The 16,299-nt window shown below is 72.6% G+C and carries 12 protein-coding genes; 7 read left to right on the top strand and 5 right to left on the bottom strand.

The genetic code is table 11. From position 1 onward, the window contains the following. Positions 1 to 33: 33 nt before the first annotated feature. Both NZH93_RS00575 and NZH93_RS00570 read right to left on the bottom strand, forming a co-directional pair. Positions 34 to 1,518, bottom strand: coding sequence for a carboxylesterase/lipase family protein (locus tag NZH93_RS00575; RefSeq protein ID WP_259620855.1), 1,485 nt, complete (start codon positions 1,516 to 1,518; stop codon positions 34 to 36). 151 nt (positions 1,519 to 1,669) lie between these two features. Next, positions 1,670 to 3,487, bottom strand: coding sequence for an AMP-binding protein (locus tag NZH93_RS00570; protein ID WP_259620854.1), 1,818 nt, complete (start codon positions 3,485 to 3,487; stop codon positions 1,670 to 1,672). Positions 3,488 to 3,633: 146 nt separating this feature from the next. Here NZH93_RS00570 and NZH93_RS00565 point away from each other — a divergent pair, with 146 nt between their 5' ends. Then, positions 3,634 to 5,088 (top strand): protein adenylyltransferase SelO, encoded by a 1,455-nt coding sequence (locus NZH93_RS00565; protein ID WP_259620853.1) that lies wholly within the window; start codon positions 3,634 to 3,636, stop codon positions 5,086 to 5,088. A 29-nt stretch (positions 5,089 to 5,117) separates the two neighbouring features. On the opposite strand, the gene NZH93_RS00560 is transcribed toward NZH93_RS00565, so the two are convergent. Then, positions 5,118 to 5,375: a hypothetical protein gene (locus NZH93_RS00560; RefSeq protein WP_259620852.1), complete on the bottom strand. Its 258-nt coding sequence runs from the start codon at positions 5,373 to 5,375 to the stop codon at positions 5,118 to 5,120. Positions 5,376 to 5,521: 146 nt separating this feature from the next. Between NZH93_RS00560 and NZH93_RS00555 the strand changes: the two genes are divergently transcribed. From NZH93_RS00555 to NZH93_RS00540, 4 genes are all read left to right on the top strand, one after another. After that, positions 5,522 to 6,802 carry an FAD-dependent monooxygenase gene (locus NZH93_RS00555; protein ID WP_259620851.1) on the top strand — a complete coding sequence of 427 codons (1,281 nt, stop codon included), beginning with the start codon at positions 5,522 to 5,524 and terminating at the stop codon, positions 6,800 to 6,802. After that, entirely contained in the window at positions 6,802 to 8,361 is a 1,560-nt protein-coding gene (locus NZH93_RS00550; protein ID WP_259620850.1) for a hypothetical protein, read from the top strand. Before NZH93_RS00555 ends, NZH93_RS00550 begins: the two co-directional genes overlap by 1 nt. Before the next feature lie 5 nt (positions 8,362 to 8,366). Then, positions 8,367 to 8,996 carry a TetR/AcrR family transcriptional regulator gene (locus tag NZH93_RS00545; RefSeq protein ID WP_259620849.1) on the top strand — a complete coding sequence of 210 codons (630 nt, stop codon included), beginning with the start codon at positions 8,367 to 8,369 and terminating at the stop codon, positions 8,994 to 8,996. 182 nt (positions 8,997 to 9,178) lie between these two features. Then, entirely contained in the window at positions 9,179 to 10,753 is a 1,575-nt protein-coding gene (locus NZH93_RS00540) for a hypothetical protein (protein WP_259620848.1), read from the top strand. Here NZH93_RS00540 and NZH93_RS00535 read toward each other — a convergent pair. Then, the gene (locus tag NZH93_RS00535; protein WP_259620847.1) at positions 10,694 to 11,371 is read right to left on the bottom strand and encodes a hypothetical protein; all 678 of its coding nucleotides are present in this window, start codon (positions 11,369 to 11,371) and stop codon (positions 10,694 to 10,696) included. The two genes, NZH93_RS00540 and NZH93_RS00535, sit on opposite strands and share 60 nt — an antisense overlap. A gap of 194 nt (positions 11,372 to 11,565) precedes the next feature. Between NZH93_RS00535 and NZH93_RS00530 the strand changes: the two genes are divergently transcribed. Together NZH93_RS00530 and NZH93_RS00525 are read left to right on the top strand one after the other, a co-directional pair. After that, the gene (locus NZH93_RS00530) at positions 11,566 to 11,940 is read left to right on the top strand and encodes a PadR family transcriptional regulator (RefSeq protein WP_259620846.1); all 375 of its coding nucleotides are present in this window, start codon (positions 11,566 to 11,568) and stop codon (positions 11,938 to 11,940) included. Beyond that, positions 11,937 to 13,304, top strand: coding sequence for a permease prefix domain 1-containing protein (locus NZH93_RS00525; protein ID WP_259620845.1), 1,368 nt, complete (start codon positions 11,937 to 11,939; stop codon positions 13,302 to 13,304). Before NZH93_RS00530 ends, NZH93_RS00525 begins: the two co-directional genes overlap by 4 nt. 3 nt (positions 13,305 to 13,307) lie before the next feature. Here NZH93_RS00525 and NZH93_RS00520 read toward each other — a convergent pair whose 3' ends face one another. Beyond that, positions 13,308 to 15,902, bottom strand: a complete 2,595-nt coding sequence (locus NZH93_RS00520) for a tetratricopeptide repeat protein (protein ID WP_259620844.1) — start codon at positions 15,900 to 15,902, stop codon at positions 13,308 to 13,310. Positions 15,903 to 16,299 lie beyond the last annotated feature (397 nt).

Genomic DNA, 16,299 nt, shown 5'->3' with positions numbered 1-16,299 from the left:
CTCGGCGCTCCGGCGCCGGGGGCCACCGGCCGTTCAGCGGCGGCCCTCCCAGAGGAGGCGCTCGTCGGCCCGGTCGTCGACGGTGGTCGCCGACGCGGTGTCGAAGCGCATCGCGACGCGGTGGTCCGCCCGGTAGGCGGGCCAGCCGGGATCGCCGCTCGTGGCGAAGTCGACCCACGCCCGGTGCACGGTGTCGGCCAGCTCACGGGGCGGGTGGCCGTCGGTGATGGCGGCGAGCGCGGGGTCGTCGAGGTTGTCGAAGACGAATGGCAGCTCGATGGCGTGGCAGGCGCCCAGCGTGCCGCCGTAGGCGGGGGAGCGCCAGGCGAACTCGTACACGTGCGCGCTGCCCCGGTGGCCCTCCGCCAGCCGCAGGGCGGGGATGCGGTAGTACCAGTCGGTGATGATCGCGCTCACCAGGTCGCCCGGCGTGGCGCCCGGCCGGTTGGCGCGGTACCGGCGGACCGCCGTGCGGGCGGGCAGCCCGTACCGCCGCGCCACGACGTGCGGGGCCAGGGCGTTCATCCTCGCCATGGCGCCGGTCGGGACGAGGAACAGCCGCGCCTCCTCGGTGTTCGTGCCGATCAGCACGTCGACCTCCGCGCTCACGCCCGCCGCGACGGCGGCGATCGGGGCCGCGGGCAGCACGTCGCCGTCCACCACCGGCTCGAACGGCATCAGGTTGCGCGCCACGTCACCCCAGCGGCCCACCCTCGGTTTGGCGCCGACCTCCCGAGCCACCTGGTCCTGCGCGGCCAGCAACCGCTCCACGGGGACCTCCGCGACGGCTTCGCGGGTCGGGGCGACGCCGAGGATCGCGGCCAGCCGGGTGCCGATCAGCCGGGCCGTGGCCGGGGAGACGCTGCTGTGGCCCGCGCCGGACTGGGCGATGGCGCGGTGGAACAGGCCCTTCGCGGCGGGCATGGCGAGCAGCGAGCACACGCTCATCGCGCCCGCGGACTCGCCGAAGGCGGTGACGTTGTCCGGGTCGCCGCCGAACCCGGCGATGTTGTCGCGGACCCACTCCAGCGCGGCGACCTGGTCCAGCAGGCCGAGGTTCGGCACGCCATCGCCGAACCAGAGGAAGCCGTCCGCGCCGAGCCGGTAGTTGATCGTCACCAGCACCACGCCGTCACGGGCGAACCGGGTGCCGTCGTAGCCGTGGATCGAGCCCGAGCCGCTGGTGAACGACCCGCCGTGGACGAACACCATGACCGGCGCGCGGCCCGTGGTCGAGGGAGTCCAGACGTTGAGGTTGAGGTGGTCGTCACCGGGGGTGATCGCCCGCGGGACCAGGTCGCCCAGCGGGCCGTCGCCCGCGGTCTGCGGCGCGGTGGGGCCGAACCGGGTGGCGTCCCGAGGCCCCGACCACGGCTCGGGCTCCCGCGGCGGCTGGAACCTGTTCGGCCCCACCGGCGGCGCGGCGTACGGGATCCCCTTGAAGACCAGGACGTTCGAGTCGGTGGCGCTGCCTCGAACGCTCCCGTGGCGGGTGGTGACGACGGGCTGGGTGATCAACGGTCCTCCGGGTCGGGTCGGGCGCCGAGGAGGTCGACCACCCGGCGGGCCGGGTCGTGGACCTCCTCCGCCTGACGGCCGACCACCCGGCCGGGCTCACGTCCATCCTTACCACCCGGCCACCGGGGTCACCGCGGAGGTGTCGCCGCCGTCACCCGGTCCGCTCGGAGGGCTCGTGCACGCCCTCCGCCAGTGACTCCTGGTACAGCACCTCGACGTCGGCGGCGTACTTCCGGCCGATGTTGCGGCGCTTGAGCTTCATCGTCGGCGTGATCTCGTCACCACCGGGCTCCCAGATCGTCGGGAGCACCCGGAACCGCTTGACCTGCTCGATCCGCGAGAGCTTCGCGTTGGCCTCGGCGATCCCCGCCCTGATCGCCTCGACCACGACCGGGTGCCGCGACAGGGCGGCGGGGGAGGCGTCGGCGATGCCCGCCTTGGCCGCCACCGCGGCGGACACGTCCGGCTCCAGCGCGACCAGCGCCGTGTTGTACGAGCGGTCGTCGCCGATCACGACGATCTCGCCGACCAGCGGGCAGGCGACCTTGACGGTGTTCTCGATGGCGGTCGGCGACATGTTCTTGCCGCCGGAGTTGATGATCAGCTCCTTCTTGCGGTCGACGATCGTCACGTAGCCCTCGTCGTCGATCGTCACCACGTCACCGGTGCGCAGCCACCCGTCCTCGGTGAACGTCTCGGCGGTGCGGGCCGGGTCGTCGCGGTAGCCGCTCATCAGGATGGGACCGCGCACCAGCAGTTCGCCGTCCTCGTCGACGCGGAGGTCCACGCCGGGGACGGCGACGCCGACGGTGCCGATCTTCACCTTGGACGGCGGGTTGTAGGTGGCGGCGCCGGTCGTCTCGGACATGCCCCAGACCTCCACGATCGTGAGGCCCAGCGCCATGAAGAACTCCAGCGTCTTCGGCGCGATGGCGGCGGCGCCGGACATCGCCCACCGCATCCGGTCGAACCCGATCGCCGCGCGCATCGGCGCCAGCACGGCCTGGTCGAGCGCCTGGAACTCGGCCTCCACCTCCGGCTCGACGTCCAGCCCGGCCTGCTGGGCGCGCACCCTGGCGAGCGCCACCTCGAACGCGCGCGAGATCGCCGCCGCCTGCTCGGCGGGTGCCGCCGCCAGCCGTGACTCGAGCGCGAGCTTGATCTTCTGCCAGACCCTCGGGACGGCGAACCAGAACGTGGGCCGGGCGTCCACCAGCGCTTCGGCGACCCGGCGGGCATCGGTGATCGAGGTGACCTCGATCCCGTGGGCGATCTGGATGTAGTGCGCCGACACCCGGTCGGCGATGTGCGCCGACGGCAGGTACGAGATGGTCCGGTCCTCCGCGTGCACGCCGAGTTCGTCGTCCACCGCCATGATCCCGGCCAGCACGTTGGCGTGGGTCAGCTCGACGCCCTTGGGGTCACCGGTCGTGCCGGAGGTGTAGATCAGCGTCAGCACGTCCGAGCCCTCGACCGAGCGCCAGGTCGCGTCGAAGTCGAACCCGTCCGCCTCGGTGTTCTCCAGGTCGTCCAGCCCCAGCGAGGCGGTCCCCTCGACCGGGCCGTCCACGACGACCAGGTGCTCGACCGGCACCCCCGCGGCCCGCACCTGGTCGAGGAACTGCCGCTCGGTCACCACGACCCGGCACCGCGAGTGCCGCAGCAGGTACGCGATCTGCGCGGGCGCCGACGTCTGGTAGATCGAGAACGGCACCAGCCCGAGGTGCAGCGCGGCCGTGTCGACGAGGTTGAACTCGGGCCGGTTGGTCAGCAGCAACGCCATCGTGTCGCCCCGCCGAAGCCCGAGCGAGTCCAGCCCACCCGCGACCCGCCGCACCCGGTCGGCATACTCCCGCCACGTCAACTCCTGCGCACCACCCAGGGTGCGCAACGCCACCGCGTCGGGCCTGAGCGCCGCCGTGTGCTGGAAGGCCTCGCAGAGCGTCGTGAACTGAACCGTGGTGGTCATGCCGTCCTCCTCGACGGGTACGAGGCGGCCGCGTGGACTGTCCGCCTCGGTGACCATGATGGCGGGAAACCGGCCGCTTTCGAGGGGACGAGTCATGATCTCGCCGTCTTTTGGGGCCAAGTGCCCGCGCAAGTACCGTTGACGGCGTGAGCACCGCACCGGCGTCGACCGCCACCCTGGGCGACCAGTTCGCCCGCGCGCTTCCCGAGATGGCCATGGCCTGGCAGGCCGAGGAGGCCCCCGAGCCGCGCCTGCTGGTGCTCAACGAGCGGCTGGCCGGGGAGTTCGGGCTCGACGTCGACTGGCTGCGGGAGGGTGAGGGGCTGCGGCTGCTGGTCGGCGGGCACGTGCCCGAGGGGGCGGCGCCGGTGGCGCAGGCCTACGCCGGTCACCAGTTCGGGAACTACTCGCCGCGGTTGGGGGACGGGCGGGCGTTGCTGCTCGGTGAGCTGGTGCACGCCGACGGCGGGCTGCGCGACCTGCACCTGAAGGGGTCCGGGCGGACACCGTTCGCGCGCGGGGGAGACGGACTGGCCGCGGTCGGGCCGATGCTGCGCGAGTACGTGGTCAGCGAGGCGATGCACGCGCTCGGGATTCCGACGACCCGGTCGCTGGCCGTGGTGGCGACCGGCCGTCCGGTGCGCCGCGAGACGGTGCTGCCGGGGGCCGTGCTGGCCCGGACGGCGAGCAGCCACCTGCGCGTCGGCAGCTTCCAGTACGCGCGCGCCACGGACGACGTCGACCTGCTGCGCAGGCTCGCGGACCACGCGATCGACCGCCACCACCCGGCCGCGGCGGGGGCCGAGGGGCGTCACCTCGCGCTCTTCGAGGCGGTCGTCGCGGCGCAGGCGGCGCTGGTGGCGCGGTGGATGCTCGTGGGGTTCGTGCACGGGGTGATGAACACCGACAACATGACGATCTCCGGCGAGACCATCGACTACGGGCCGTGCGCGTTCCTCGATGCGTTCGACCCGGCGACCGTGTACAGCTCCATCGACCACGGCGGCCGCTACGCCTTCGGCAACCAGCCCGCGGTGGCGCAGTGGAACCTCGCCCGGCTGGCCGAGGCCCTGCTCCCGCTGCTCTCCGACGACCAGGAGCAGGGCGTCGAGCTGGCGGTCGAGGCGCTCGGAGCGTTCCGCGAGCACTTCGAGAGCGCCTGGTCGGCCGGGATGCGCGCGAAGCTCGGCCTGCCGGACGGCGTCGACGCCGCGGCGCTGGTCGACGACCTGCTCACCCTCCTGCGGGAGAACCACGTCGACCACACGTCGTTCTACCGCCGCCTCGGTTCGGCCGCCCGCGGTGACGCCGAGCCCGCTCGGGAGGTGTTCCTGGACCTCGCCGGGATCGACGGCTGGCTGGCGCGCTGGCGGGCCCTCGGTCCGGACGCCGCCGTGATGGACCGGGTGAACCCGGTGTACATCCCGCGCAACCACCTGGTCGAGGAGGCGCTCGCCGCCGCGACGGACGGTGACCAGGGGCCGCTCGACCGGCTCCTGGAGGCGGTGACCGCTCCGTACGACGAGCGTCCCGGCCTGGAGCGCTACGCGGCGCCCGCGCCGGAGGACTTCGGCGCCTACCGGACCTTCTGCGGGACCTGAGGCCGCCGTCCGGAGGTTTGCCGCCGCGTTCAGGCGACGGCTTTCAGCACGTCCGCGACCGACCGCAGGCGTTCGGGAGGCTCCGCGGCGGACGGCGGGGCGTCGCACCGGGTCGCGTGCCCGTGCCACTTGGCCGCGACCACCGCCGCGGCCGCCAGGCACAGCCCGCCCACGGTCCACAGCCACCACGCGCCCCAGAGCACGGCCACCACCACGTCCACCACACCGCAGACCAAGAGCGTCCCCAACGCGAACGACAGGACTACATCAACGCGACCACATCGCACCGCCAAAGTCCTTCCGTCGCTGGTCTGGTCTGTATCGACGGGGCGGCCCGACTGGTTACACCGTTCGGAGTCACGCTTTCGTGGTTGAGCGGTCGCTCAAAACGACCTATGCTTCTTTTGAGCGACCGCTCAAGAAGGAGAGTCCGATGGTCGAGCGGGTCGCGGCTGTGGTCGGGGGTGGGATCGGTGGGCTGGCCGCCGCGCTGGCGCTGCACCGGTCCGGGTGGCGGGTCGTGGTGCTGGAACGGGCCGCGGAGTTCACCGAGGTCGGCGCGGGGCTGTCGCTGTGGCCGAACGCGATGCGCGCGCTCGGGGCGCTCGGCCTGGCCGAGGAGGTGCGGGCGGTCGGCGCGGTCGAGACGGCGGGTGGCGTCCGCGATCGTCGGGGCCGCTGGCTGTCCAGGGTGGACAACGGCGAGATCGCGCGGCGCCACGGCTGGCCGCTCGTCGTGGTGCACCGGGCCGAACTGGTCCGCGTGCTGGTCGAGGCGCTGCCGCCCGCCGTGCTGCGACCGGGCAGCGAGGTCGGCGCGATCCGCCGGGACGGCGAGGGCGTGGTGGTCGAGTTCCGGGGCGGGACCGTGCGCGCGGACCTGGTGGTCGGCGCCGACGGCCTGCGCAGCGGCGTGCGGCGGCAGTGGTGGCCGGACGCGGCGGAGCCCGTCAAGTCGGGCCACGTCGCGTGGCGCGCGATCACCGAACCGCTGCCCGGCCTGCGACCGGAGGGGGCGGTGCTGTGGGGCCGTGGCGAGCGGTTCGGGTTCACCGCGCTGCCCGGCGGCAGGTTCTACTGCTTCGCCGCCACGGCGCCCGGCGCTCACGCCGAGGAGCTGAGCCGAACCGGTGATTCTGCGGCGGCGGGTGGCGCTGTCCACGCCGAGGCGCAGGGCTGGCTCGACCCGATCCCCACGCTGCCCGGCCGCCGGTTCCCCTGCTTCACCGCCGCCGCGCCGCCCGGCCGTGGTGCCCACGCCGAACTGCTGAGCCGGTTCGGCGGCTGGCCCGACCCGATCCCCGCGCTGCTGGCGGCCGTCCCCGCGGACCGCGTGCTCCGCCACGACGTCCACGCCCTGCCGCCGCTGTCGACCTACGTGCGCGGTCGGGCGGTGCTGCTGGGCGACGCGGCGCACGCGATGGACCCGATGCTCGGGCAGGGCGCGTGCCAGGCGTTGGAGGACGCGGTCACGCTCGCCGACTGCCTGGCCGCGACCGCGGACGTCGACGCGGCGCTGGCCCGCTACGACGCGGTGCGCCGACCGCGGACCCGCGCGGTCGTCCGCCGGTCGGCCCGGCTCGGCTCCGTCGCACTGTGGTCGTGGCCGCCCGCGGTGGCGGTCCGCGACCTCGCCGCCAGGACCATCCCCGCCGCCCTGACCCTGCGCGCCATGGCGCCGGTCCTCGGCTGGACACCACCGGGAGCCCCCTAGTGCCCGACTGGACCTACCACCCGCTGCGCGGGATCGCCGCCGCGCTGCTGGGCCCGCGCCGGTCGCGGCTGGCCGCGTTGCGGGCACTGGCCACCGTCGGCTCGCTGCCCGGTGGCGGCGGCCTGATCGCACGAGGGTTCGGGCACCGGCACCCGCCCGCGCACCTGGCCGGGACGGTCGCGGGCGTCGCGGTGCGGAACCGGCTCGGCGCCGTGGTTCCGCCCGGCGTGGCACGGGACGCGGTGCGCGCGTTGCCGCCGGTGGGCGCGGGGTTCGTCGAGGTGGCGCCGGTCGGCCTCGCCGACGTCCCGGCGGTGCGCGAGGCGGCGGAGGGGCGGCGGGTCCCGGTGGTGGTGCACGCGGTCGGGCCGGACGCGGCGGCGGTCGTGGCCGCGCTGGCTGGGCACGTCGACGCGGTCAGGACCGAGGCCGACCCGGCCGCGCTCCACGTGACGTCCCCGCTGGTGGCGCCCGCCGTCGACGCGCTCGCCGACCGCGCGGCGGCGGTGCTGGCCACCCCCGCCGTGCTGGTGGCGGCCGGGCCCGGCTGGTTCGCCAGGGTGACCGAGGCGGCGACACCGACCGAACCGCCGCCCTCCGTGCGCGACCTCGGCCTCGATCCCCGGCGGTGGCCCGCGTGGTGGTGGGGCCTGCTGGTCGGCCTCGGCATGGCGGGCGCCGGTCTGGGCGCCGCCGCGATCACGCTCGGACCGGTGCTGCTCTGGTACGACCGCGAGTTCCTCGGCACCGGGCTGGACGGGCTGCACGCGGTCAACCACCACCTGGTGCACTTCCTCCAGCACGACCGGATCACCATGGCGGGCACGATGGTGGCGATCGGCGTGCTCTACGCGGGCTTGTCCGTCGGCGGTCTGCGACAGGGCTGGGGCTGGGCCCGTGAGGCGTTCCTCGTGTCCGGGTGGATCGGGTTCCCGTCGCTGCTCTACTTCCTGGGCCACGGGTTCGTGGAACCGCTGCACACCGCGGTCGCCGTCGTGCTGTTCCCGATGTTCCTGGTCGCCGTCCACCGCCGAACCGACCGTCCTCGGTGGACGGTCCTCGCCGAGGGCCCGGAGTCCGTGCGGCGTCGGGCGCTGGTCGGGCAACTCCTGATGGTGTGCACCGGGATCGGGCTGTTCATCGGCGGTGTCGTCGTGTCGGCGGTCGGGCTCACCGACGTCTTCGTGGCCAGCGACCTGGAGTTCCTCGGGACCGACGCGGACGCCCTGCGCGCCGCCAACCCGCGGCTGCTGTCGTTCGTCGCGCACGACCGGGCGGGCTTCGGCGGGGCGCTGATGGCAGCCGCCGCAGCGATCACGCTGCTGAGCGCGTGGGGGTGGCGGCGGGGCGAGGCCTGGGTCTGGTGGACGCTCGCGCTCGCCGCGGCCGCCGGCTTCCTGCCAGCGGTCGTCGTGCACGGCACGATCCACTACACCGACCTCCTCCACCTGGCCCCGGTTTTCGTCGGGATCGCCCTCACCGCGACCGCCCTGGTCCTGTCCCGCCCGTACCTCTGCGCGCGCCCCGTGAAGGTCCGCGACCCCGCACGCCTACCGTGATCACCATGGCGGACACCCGACAACGACTGATCGACGGCGCGATCGAGGCGATCCGGCGGCACGGCATCGCGGGGACGTCCGCGCGGACGATCGCCGCCGCGGCGGGCGCCAACCAGGCGTTGGTCTTCTACCACTTCGGCAGCGTGCACGAGCTGCTGGAGGAAGCGTGCGTGGTCGCCACCAGCGCCAGGGTCGCGCCGTTCCTGGAGCAGCTAGACCAGATCACCACCCTGCGGCAGCTACTCGACCTCGGCCGCGGCCTGCACACGGAGGAACGCGCGCTCGGCAACGTCATGGTGCTCGCCCAGATGCTCGCGGGAGCCCAGGCCGACCCGAAACTGGCGAAGGCCACCGCGGCCGCCCTGCACCTGTGGATCGACCCGATCGAACAGGCACTGGACCGCCTGCTCGCAGACTCCCCGGTCGCCGCGCTCCTGGACACCGCAGGCCTCGCCCGAGCCGTGTGCGCGGGCTTCATCGGCCTGGAACTCTTCGAGGGCGTCGACCCCGCCGGCGCACAGTCGGCCCTCGACGCACTCGACCGCATGGCGACCCTCGTCGAGGTCGTCGACGACCTCGGCCCGGTAGCCCGCCGCGCCCTGCGCGCGAAGCTCCGCAAGTCGTCGGGCGGGTGACGCCGTCGGGCCTTCTACGGGTGAATGGCGAAATCGTGGGCTGGAATTCGGCAGCCTTGAATTAGACGTTCGCCCGGACCGGGGAATCCTCGGCAAAATCACCTGTGCGGGGTGTGTGGTCCGAACGGGTATGGGTTCCGAATCTGTCGTAACGGGCAGCCCAACGGGTCGATGGTCTACTCATGACACTGATCCGCAGCCATTTGGCATGGTGGCTTCCCGCCATGCTGGTGGGTGTGATCATCGCGGCCGTGGTGCTGGCGTTCGGCCTCACCGCCCGCAGTCGGTTGATCGCGATCGTGGTGGCGCCGCTCTGGGCGATCGGCGGCGTGTCGGCATCTCTTTCCGTTGCGTCGAACAGTCCACGATCACTACAGGTGGTCCTCGTGTGGGGGCTCGCGTGCGGGTTGACCGTGGTGATCGTGCCGCAGACGTGGAAGACGCAGTTCAATGCCGCGCTCTACGCCTTCGGAGTGGTTGCCGTGATCGCCCTGGCCACGCGCGCCTATCAGGCGACGTGGTCGGCCGCGTCCGCGGCGGTGGCGATGGTGGGACTCGCCGGTCTCGCGCTGGTGGCGGCGCACCTCGTTGGTCCGTCCTTCTACTCGCTCATGGTGGCGGCCGAGCGGGACGAAACCAATGACACCCCGCAAGTGCCGGTTCTCATCGCCACGCTCTTGACGGGATTTGGCGTGCTGGCGGCAGCGGTACCTGTTTTCGTGCTGCTCGGCCGTCCTCTTGGTCTGGACATTCCCACGGATGCCAAGCCGCCGTCGAGCGAGTGGGCGACAGGTTACGCGATCGGCGCCGCGGCGGTGGTCGCGTTGGCGGGGGTTCTGGTCGCTTCATGGACTCGAAGGCGGAGTCCGGCGGAGAAGGAGAGACCCCAGGTCAACCCGGTCGCCGCCTGTCTGGTCGTGGCCGCGTCCGGTGGCTTGAGCACTGTGGTCCTTCATGACGTCCTGGCCTCGGCCGCTCCGTGGCCGCCCTATGTCGTCGCGTACATCCTCGTGCTGGCCGTGGCTGTCGGCGTCTTCTACGGCGAAGACCTGATCGTCACCACGATCCGACTGCACCTGGTGCTGGAGAACGGTGCCACCCGCCTGCTGGCTGTTGTCGGTGCTTTCACCGTGAGCGCCTTGGTCGTGTGGATGGTGGAGCGGCAACTGTGGGTGGGGCCTTGGCGGGGAGTCGCCTTCCCCTCCGCGTTGCTGACCTTGGGGCAATTCAGCCTCGGTATGGTGTGCGTTGCGGCGATCTACTTCGTCCTGGCGTTCTCGACCTCCACCGAGCACCAGCAGCTCACGGTGAGGAGTACCGGGAGCAACGGCATTCAAGGGCAGGCTCTGTACCTCTTCCTCGCAGCGGCGACCTGTTGGTTGCCCAGTATCCTGGTCGCGCGACTGAATCCTGACATCCCGCAGAACGTGAAACCGCTACTGGCCTTTGGTGCTGTGACGTGGCTGCTGTACCGCATTTATGCGTACACGACCCAGATGAACGCCGAGCACCTCATGCACGAGTTCGGGCGAGAAATTAAATTGCTAGCCGGAAACCCGGCTGGAATTCGTGAGTTCCGCAGTCGGCTTCGATCCCATCTCTGGTGGCAGAACAAGGCGACGTTGGGATTGTTCGCGATCTCGGTGGTGTGGGTCATGGTCATTCCGCTGGCCGTGAAGTCACGGGTCGAGAACAACCTACCGTCGGAGACGACGCCGTTGCCGAAGAATCCGGAGGACGACGAGTCCGGTGCCTAGCGCGCAGGCCAGTGCGGTGCCGATGGCGGCAAGCGTGGCCGTGCTCGCGCTGGAACCGGAACTCACCTGATTGTCGGCGACGACCAAGGCGGCGAAGCCGATGCCGGAGCACACCGCGAGACCCGCTCCGCCGCTGACCGACGGCCAGTCGACGTCATCACCGTTTCGAACGGCCGCCCTCGCGCGGCAGAGGACGGAGGTCCACAGGGCGGCGAAGACAGCGGACATCGTCACCAGGTACATGCCGTGGTACACCCCGGCGGTGGTGAAGTGATGAGGCTCGGGAAGGGTCCAGTTCAACCGGGGATCGTCATCCAGGAGCCACAGAGCCTGAGTCGCAAGCCCCAGGAGTCCGCCGGCCACCGCCGCTGCCACGGTTACCCCGCGTAGTCCACTGGTGGTCAGTTTGGCGCGGGAATACACCAGTGCGCCGCACGACAACGGCAACAAGATGCCGTCGCCCCAGGTGGCGCTCTGGTAGCTCCACAGGTCGGGTAGGTGTCGCACCGAGGACGGAGCGGTGAAGGCGAAGGCGGTCATCGCGCCGAAGCCGGCCGCCGCCGTGGCCAGCGCGCTGATCAGTCCGGCTCGCAGCGCTTTGGCGTCCTCGCTGGTCATCGAGCGATCGTACTCCGCTCATCCCTGTCGGCCGCTGCGTCCGGGATCGCGAAGCGCTGTGCGGGTACCGGACTGGTTGCGCCAGTGCCGGCCAGGAGGGCCGGGAGCGTGGTGAGCGCCCTGGTTCCTTGCGCCGCTCGATACCTAGAACTACTATGCCTAGTACTTCTAGGGTACGAACGGAGCGGGGTCGCGTGAAAGTCGCCAAAGATCTTGTGGCCGCCTCGGCCACGCCGATGGTGCTCGGCATCCTCGCCGAGGCGGACAGCTACGGGTACGCCATCCTGCGGCGGATCAACGAGTTGTCCGGTGGGGAGTTGGACTGGACCGAGGGGTTGCTCTACCCGTTGTTGCACCGGCTCGAACGGCTCGGGCACGTGGAGGCGACCTGGCAGACGGTGCCGGGGGAGCGGCGGCGCAAGTACTACCGCGTCACGGAGAGCGGGCTGGCCGAGTTGGCCGAGCAGCGTCGGCAGTGGGACACGGTCGTCGACGCGCTCAAGGAGATCTGGCGCGGGCCGGGCGACGCGAGGTCGTTCACCGCGATTCCGCTAGGGGGACCGGCATGACGGAAGGTCAGGACGAGCTGGAAGCCCAGTTCGCGCAGTGGCGGCACTACGTGCAGCGGCGCCGGGAGTTGCGGCAGACCGACGCCGACGAGCTCGAGGACCACCTCCGGGGGTCCGTCGACGAGCTGGTCTCGGCGGGCCTGCACGCCGACGAGGCGTTCCTGGTCGCGGTCAAGCGGATGGGCAGCCTGGACGACCTGTCGCGCGAGTTCGCCAGGGAGCACTCGGAACGCCTGTGGAAGCAGCTCGTGCTGACCGGCGACACCGACGGCCCGGTAGCGGACACCCGGTCGCGGCGCGACCTGTTCGCGATGGTCGTCTGCGCGCTCGGCGCGGCGGCGTCGATCAAGGTGCCGGAGCTGTTCGGCCTGGAGTTCGAACGGGACGGCGCCTTCTACGCGCCGAACGCCGCGCTGTTCGCCTTCCCGTGGCTGGCGGCGTTCCTCGCCTGGCGCCGCAAGGCCCCCAGGGCGCTGATGGGTGTGCTGCTGGCGCTGTTCGCGCTGGGCGCGGTGGCGGCCAACGCCTACCCGCTCGGCGAGGAGTCCATGTCGGTGGTGCTGACCAGCATCCACCTGCCCATCGCGCTGTGGTTCGTGGTCGGGCTGGCCTACGTCTCCGACGACCTGCGCTCACCGCGCCGCCGGATGGACTTCATCCGGTTCACCGGCGAGTGGTTCGTCTACACCGTCCTCATCGGACTCGGCGGTGGCGTGCTGATCGGGTTCACGGTCGGCACCTTCAGCGCCATCGGGATCTCCCCGGAGACGTTCGTCGGGCAGTGGCTCGTCCCGTGCGGCGGGATGGCCGCGGTGGTGGTCTCCGGCTGGCTCGTCGAGGCCAAGCAGAGCGTCGTCGAGAACATCGCGCCGGTGCTCACCCGCCTGTTCACGCCGCTGTTCACGTTGGTGCTGCTGGCTTTCCTCGTCGCGTTCGGCATCAGCAGCGGGGGCATCGACGTCGAGCGGGAGGCGCTGATCCTGTTCGACCTGCTGCTGGTCGTGGTGCTGGCGCTGCTGCTCTACTCGATCTCGGCGCGCGACCCGCTGGCCCCGCCCGGCCTGTTCGACAAGCTCCAGCTCGCACTCGTGGTCAGCGCGCTGGCCATCGACGTGCTGGTGCTGCTGGAGATCACCGGCCGCATCTCCGAGTTCGGCACCACGCCGAACAAGGCGGCGGCGCTCGGCGAGAACATCATCCTGCTGGCCAACCTCACCTGGGCGGCGTGGCTGCTGCTGGGTCTCGTCCGGCGCAGCACGCCGTTCGCGGCGCTCGAACGCTGGCAGACCACGTACCTCCCGGTGTTCGCGGTGTGGGCGTGGATCGTGGTCCTGGTGTTCCCGCCGGTGTTCGGCTACCTCTGATGGTCACCGCTCGCCGTCGAGGGCGGTGAGCCGGGAGCGGATCACGTCTGCCTCCGGCATGCCGAGTTCGGTGTAGAGGGCCAACGCCCGCCCGTACTCCTCGCGGGCCGGGGTGACGTCGCCCAGCTCGCGGTGGGCGTTGCCGAGTCCGGTGTGGGCGCGGGCCCGCTCGTCACCCGCCCCCGTGGCGGTGGTGATGGCGAGCGCGGCGGTGTGGTGGGCGAGCGCGTCGGCGGCGCGCCCGGCGGCCTGGGCGGCTTCGCCCAGGCCGTTGAGCGCGTTGGCCTCGCCGTCGCGCTCGCCCGTCTCCCGGTGGATGACCAGCGCCCGCTCGTGGTGGTCGGTCGCGAGGTCGGGCCGACCCCGGCGAAGTTCCAGCACGCCGAGGCTGTCCGACGTCCACGCCTCGCCGTCGCGGTCGCCCATCGCCCGGTACAGCGCCAAGGTCTGGCCCAGGTGGTCGGCGGCCGACTCCAGTCGGTCCAGCGCGACCTCGACGTCACCGAGGTTCATCAGCGTGTTGGCCTCGCCGAGCCGGTCACCCGCCTCGCGGACCAGCGCCAGCGCCCGCTCGTGGTGGTCGGCCGAGCTGGTGAGGCGGCCGAGCCGGAACTCGACCATGCCCAGTCCGTTGTGCGCCCCGGCTTCGCCGGTCCGGTCGCCGGTCAGCCTGCACAGCTCCAGCGCCCGCTCGTAGTGCGTGCCGGCGGGGGCGTAGCGGCCGAGGCGGTGCTCGACGATGCCGAGGTTGTGCACCGCGCGGGCCTCCCCGACCCGGTCGTCGTTCCGCCGGAACAGGGGGAGCGCGGCGGCGAAGCACTCGGCGGCCGACCCGTGCCTGCCCATCTGCATGTGCGCGACACCGAGGTTGGTCAGCGCGGCGGCCTGCGCGGTGGAGTCGCCGGTCAGCTCGGCGGCGATCCGCGCGTGGCCGTGGATCGCCACCGCGTCGGCGAAGTGGCCGCCGGTGAAGTACCGGAACAGCGTGGCGGACAGCCGGGTGGTGTGCTCGGGCCAGCCGTGGTTCGCGGTGTGCGCGGCCACCGCGACGAGGATCGGGCGTTCGGTGTCCAGCCAGTCCCGCGCGGCGTCCGGGTCGGACGTCGTCGGAAGCGGTGTGGTGGGCGCCGGTATCCGGGGCCGGTGGTGGGCTTCCGCCGGGTACAGGACGTCCATCGCCGCGGCGGCGCCCGCGAGGTAGTGGTCGAACAGGCGGGTGAGGGCGGCGCGGCGCTCGGTCGGGCGGTCCTCGTCACCCGCCCGCACCGCGGCGTAGGCGCGCACGAGGTCGTGGAACGTGTGCCTGCCCGCCGTCGCCTGGAGGAGGTTCTCGTCGCACAGGTGGTCCAGGTCCGTGCGGGCGGTGCGCAGGTCGGTGCCGACGAGCGCGGCGGCCGCGTGGGCGTCGAAGTCCTGGCCGGGGTGCAGCGCGACCAGCCGCAGCAGTCGGCGCCGCTGGGCGGGCAGCCGCCGGTAGGACAGGTCGAGCGCGAGTTCCACGCCGCCCTCCAGCCTGCGGTCGCGGTGGCGTTCGTCGAGCCGGTCGGCGTGGTCGGTCAGCGTCCAGTCCGGGGTGGCGCGGATGTGGCCCGCGACCAGGCTCAGCGCCAGCGGGAGGTGGCCGCACCGCGCGGCGATCCGGTCCGCCGCGGTCGGGCTGGGCCCGACCGGCACCCCCGGCGCGGCGTTGTCCAGGAACCGCAGCGCCTCGGCGGGCGTGAACACGTCGACGGCCAGGTGCGTGGCGGGTTTGAGGTCGGTGAGGTGGCGCCTGCTGGTGACCAGGGTGGGGCAGCCGGGGGAGTCGGGGAGCAGCGGGCGGACCTGGTCCTCGTCGGCCGCGTTGTCCAGCAGCACCAGCGTGCGGGTGCCGCCGAGCCGGTCGCGGTAGACGGCGGCGCGTTCGGTGAGGCCGTGCGGGATCTCGTGGCCGGGCACGCCGAGCAGCCGCAGGAAGCCGTCCAGGACGGCGGCGGGATCGGCGGGCGGCTGACCGGGATCGGGGTGGAATCCGCGCAGGTTCACGAAGAGCACGTGGTCGAACGGTTCGCGCCGGGCCAGCAGGTGGGCGGCGTGAATCGCCAGCCGGGTCTTCCCGACGCCCGCCATGCCCTCGATCGCGGAGACCACCACCGGGTCGCCGTCCCGGCCGCCGCGGGTCAGCGCCTCCGCGAGCGCGTCCAGTTCGGCGGCGCGGCCGGTGAACCCGCTCAGGTCCTCGGGGAGGCCGTCCTGAACGCGGACCTGGGCCGCCGCACGGGTTTCGCCGCCGACGACCCGCAGCGCCTGCCGCCACTGGGCGACGTACCCCTGGTCCGGGTGCAGCGCCGACACCACCGCGAGGACCAGGTTGGTGTTGAGCCGCCGCCTGCCGAGCCGGAAGCAGTCCACGACGGTGGTCTTGCCCACCAGGTCGCCCGCCGGGCGACCGGCCGCGGTCCACGCCCCGTTGACCCGGTCCTTGATGGTCTCGTACGACGGGTCGCCCGCCCAGACCTTCAGCGACCGCAACCGTTCCACGACGTCGTCGAGCGAGTCGGCCTGACCGGGATCGGGCAACACCGCGAACGCGTCATCCGGATCGCGCGGTGTGGGCATGGTCCTCCAGAGATGGCCGTTGCCCACCGTTATACCCGCGTTCGGATTCGGTCGGGATCCCACCCCCGCGCTGCGCGACGGGGCAGGGTTGGTGGCAGACCGGTGATCACGAGGGGGCGCCGGGCAGGTCCGCACCGACTCGTCCTGGTAGGAGGGGCGGCGAGGCGAAGGGCCTGCGACGGGGACCGGGCACGGCGGTTGGCCGGGCCGGGGTCGTCCCACCGACCCCGGCCCCCGCGTGGAGGCGCGCCGCCGTGCCGCGAGTCCGGTGTGCGCTGCTCTGGGGGGTGCACACCGGGCGCTCTCCGGGTTCGGACCCACTCCTCCCCGATGGTCTGGGCCCGTGGTGGCGGGAAGGGCGGGCGCCGGGGGGGGGGCCCCCCCCCCCCCCCCCCCG

The sequence above is a fragment of the Umezawaea endophytica genome (genome assembly GCF_025061645.1).
Taxonomy (GTDB): domain Bacteria; phylum Actinomycetota; class Actinomycetes; order Mycobacteriales; family Pseudonocardiaceae; genus Umezawaea; species Umezawaea endophytica.
The sequence above is the reverse complement of the archived record's forward strand: the minus strand, read 5'-3'. Positions and strand labels throughout refer to the sequence as shown.

Bases quoted from the DNA above. Each gene is read 5' to 3' on its own strand.
- NZH93_RS00570 (WP_259620854.1), bottom strand. From the start codon at position 3,487: ATGACCACCACGGTTCAGTTCACGACGCTCTGCGAGGCCTTCCAGCAC.
- NZH93_RS00555 (WP_259620851.1), top strand. From the start codon at position 5,522: ATGGTCGAGCGGGTCGCGGCTGTGGTCGGGGGTGGGATCGGTGGGCTG.
- NZH93_RS00545 (WP_259620849.1), top strand. From the start codon at position 8,367: ATGGCGGACACCCGACAACGACTGATCGACGGCGCGATCGAGGCGATC.
- NZH93_RS00540 (WP_259620848.1), top strand. From the start codon at position 9,179: ATGACACTGATCCGCAGCCATTTGGCATGGTGGCTTCCCGCCATGCTG.
- NZH93_RS00535 (WP_259620847.1), bottom strand. From the start codon at position 11,371: ATGACCAGCGAGGACGCCAAAGCGCTGCGAGCCGGACTGATCAGCGCG.
- NZH93_RS00525 (WP_259620845.1), top strand. From the start codon at position 11,937: ATGACGGAAGGTCAGGACGAGCTGGAAGCCCAGTTCGCGCAGTGGCGG.
- NZH93_RS00520 (WP_259620844.1), bottom strand. From the start codon at position 15,902: ATGCCCACACCGCGCGATCCGGATGACGCGTTCGCGGTGTTGCCCGAT.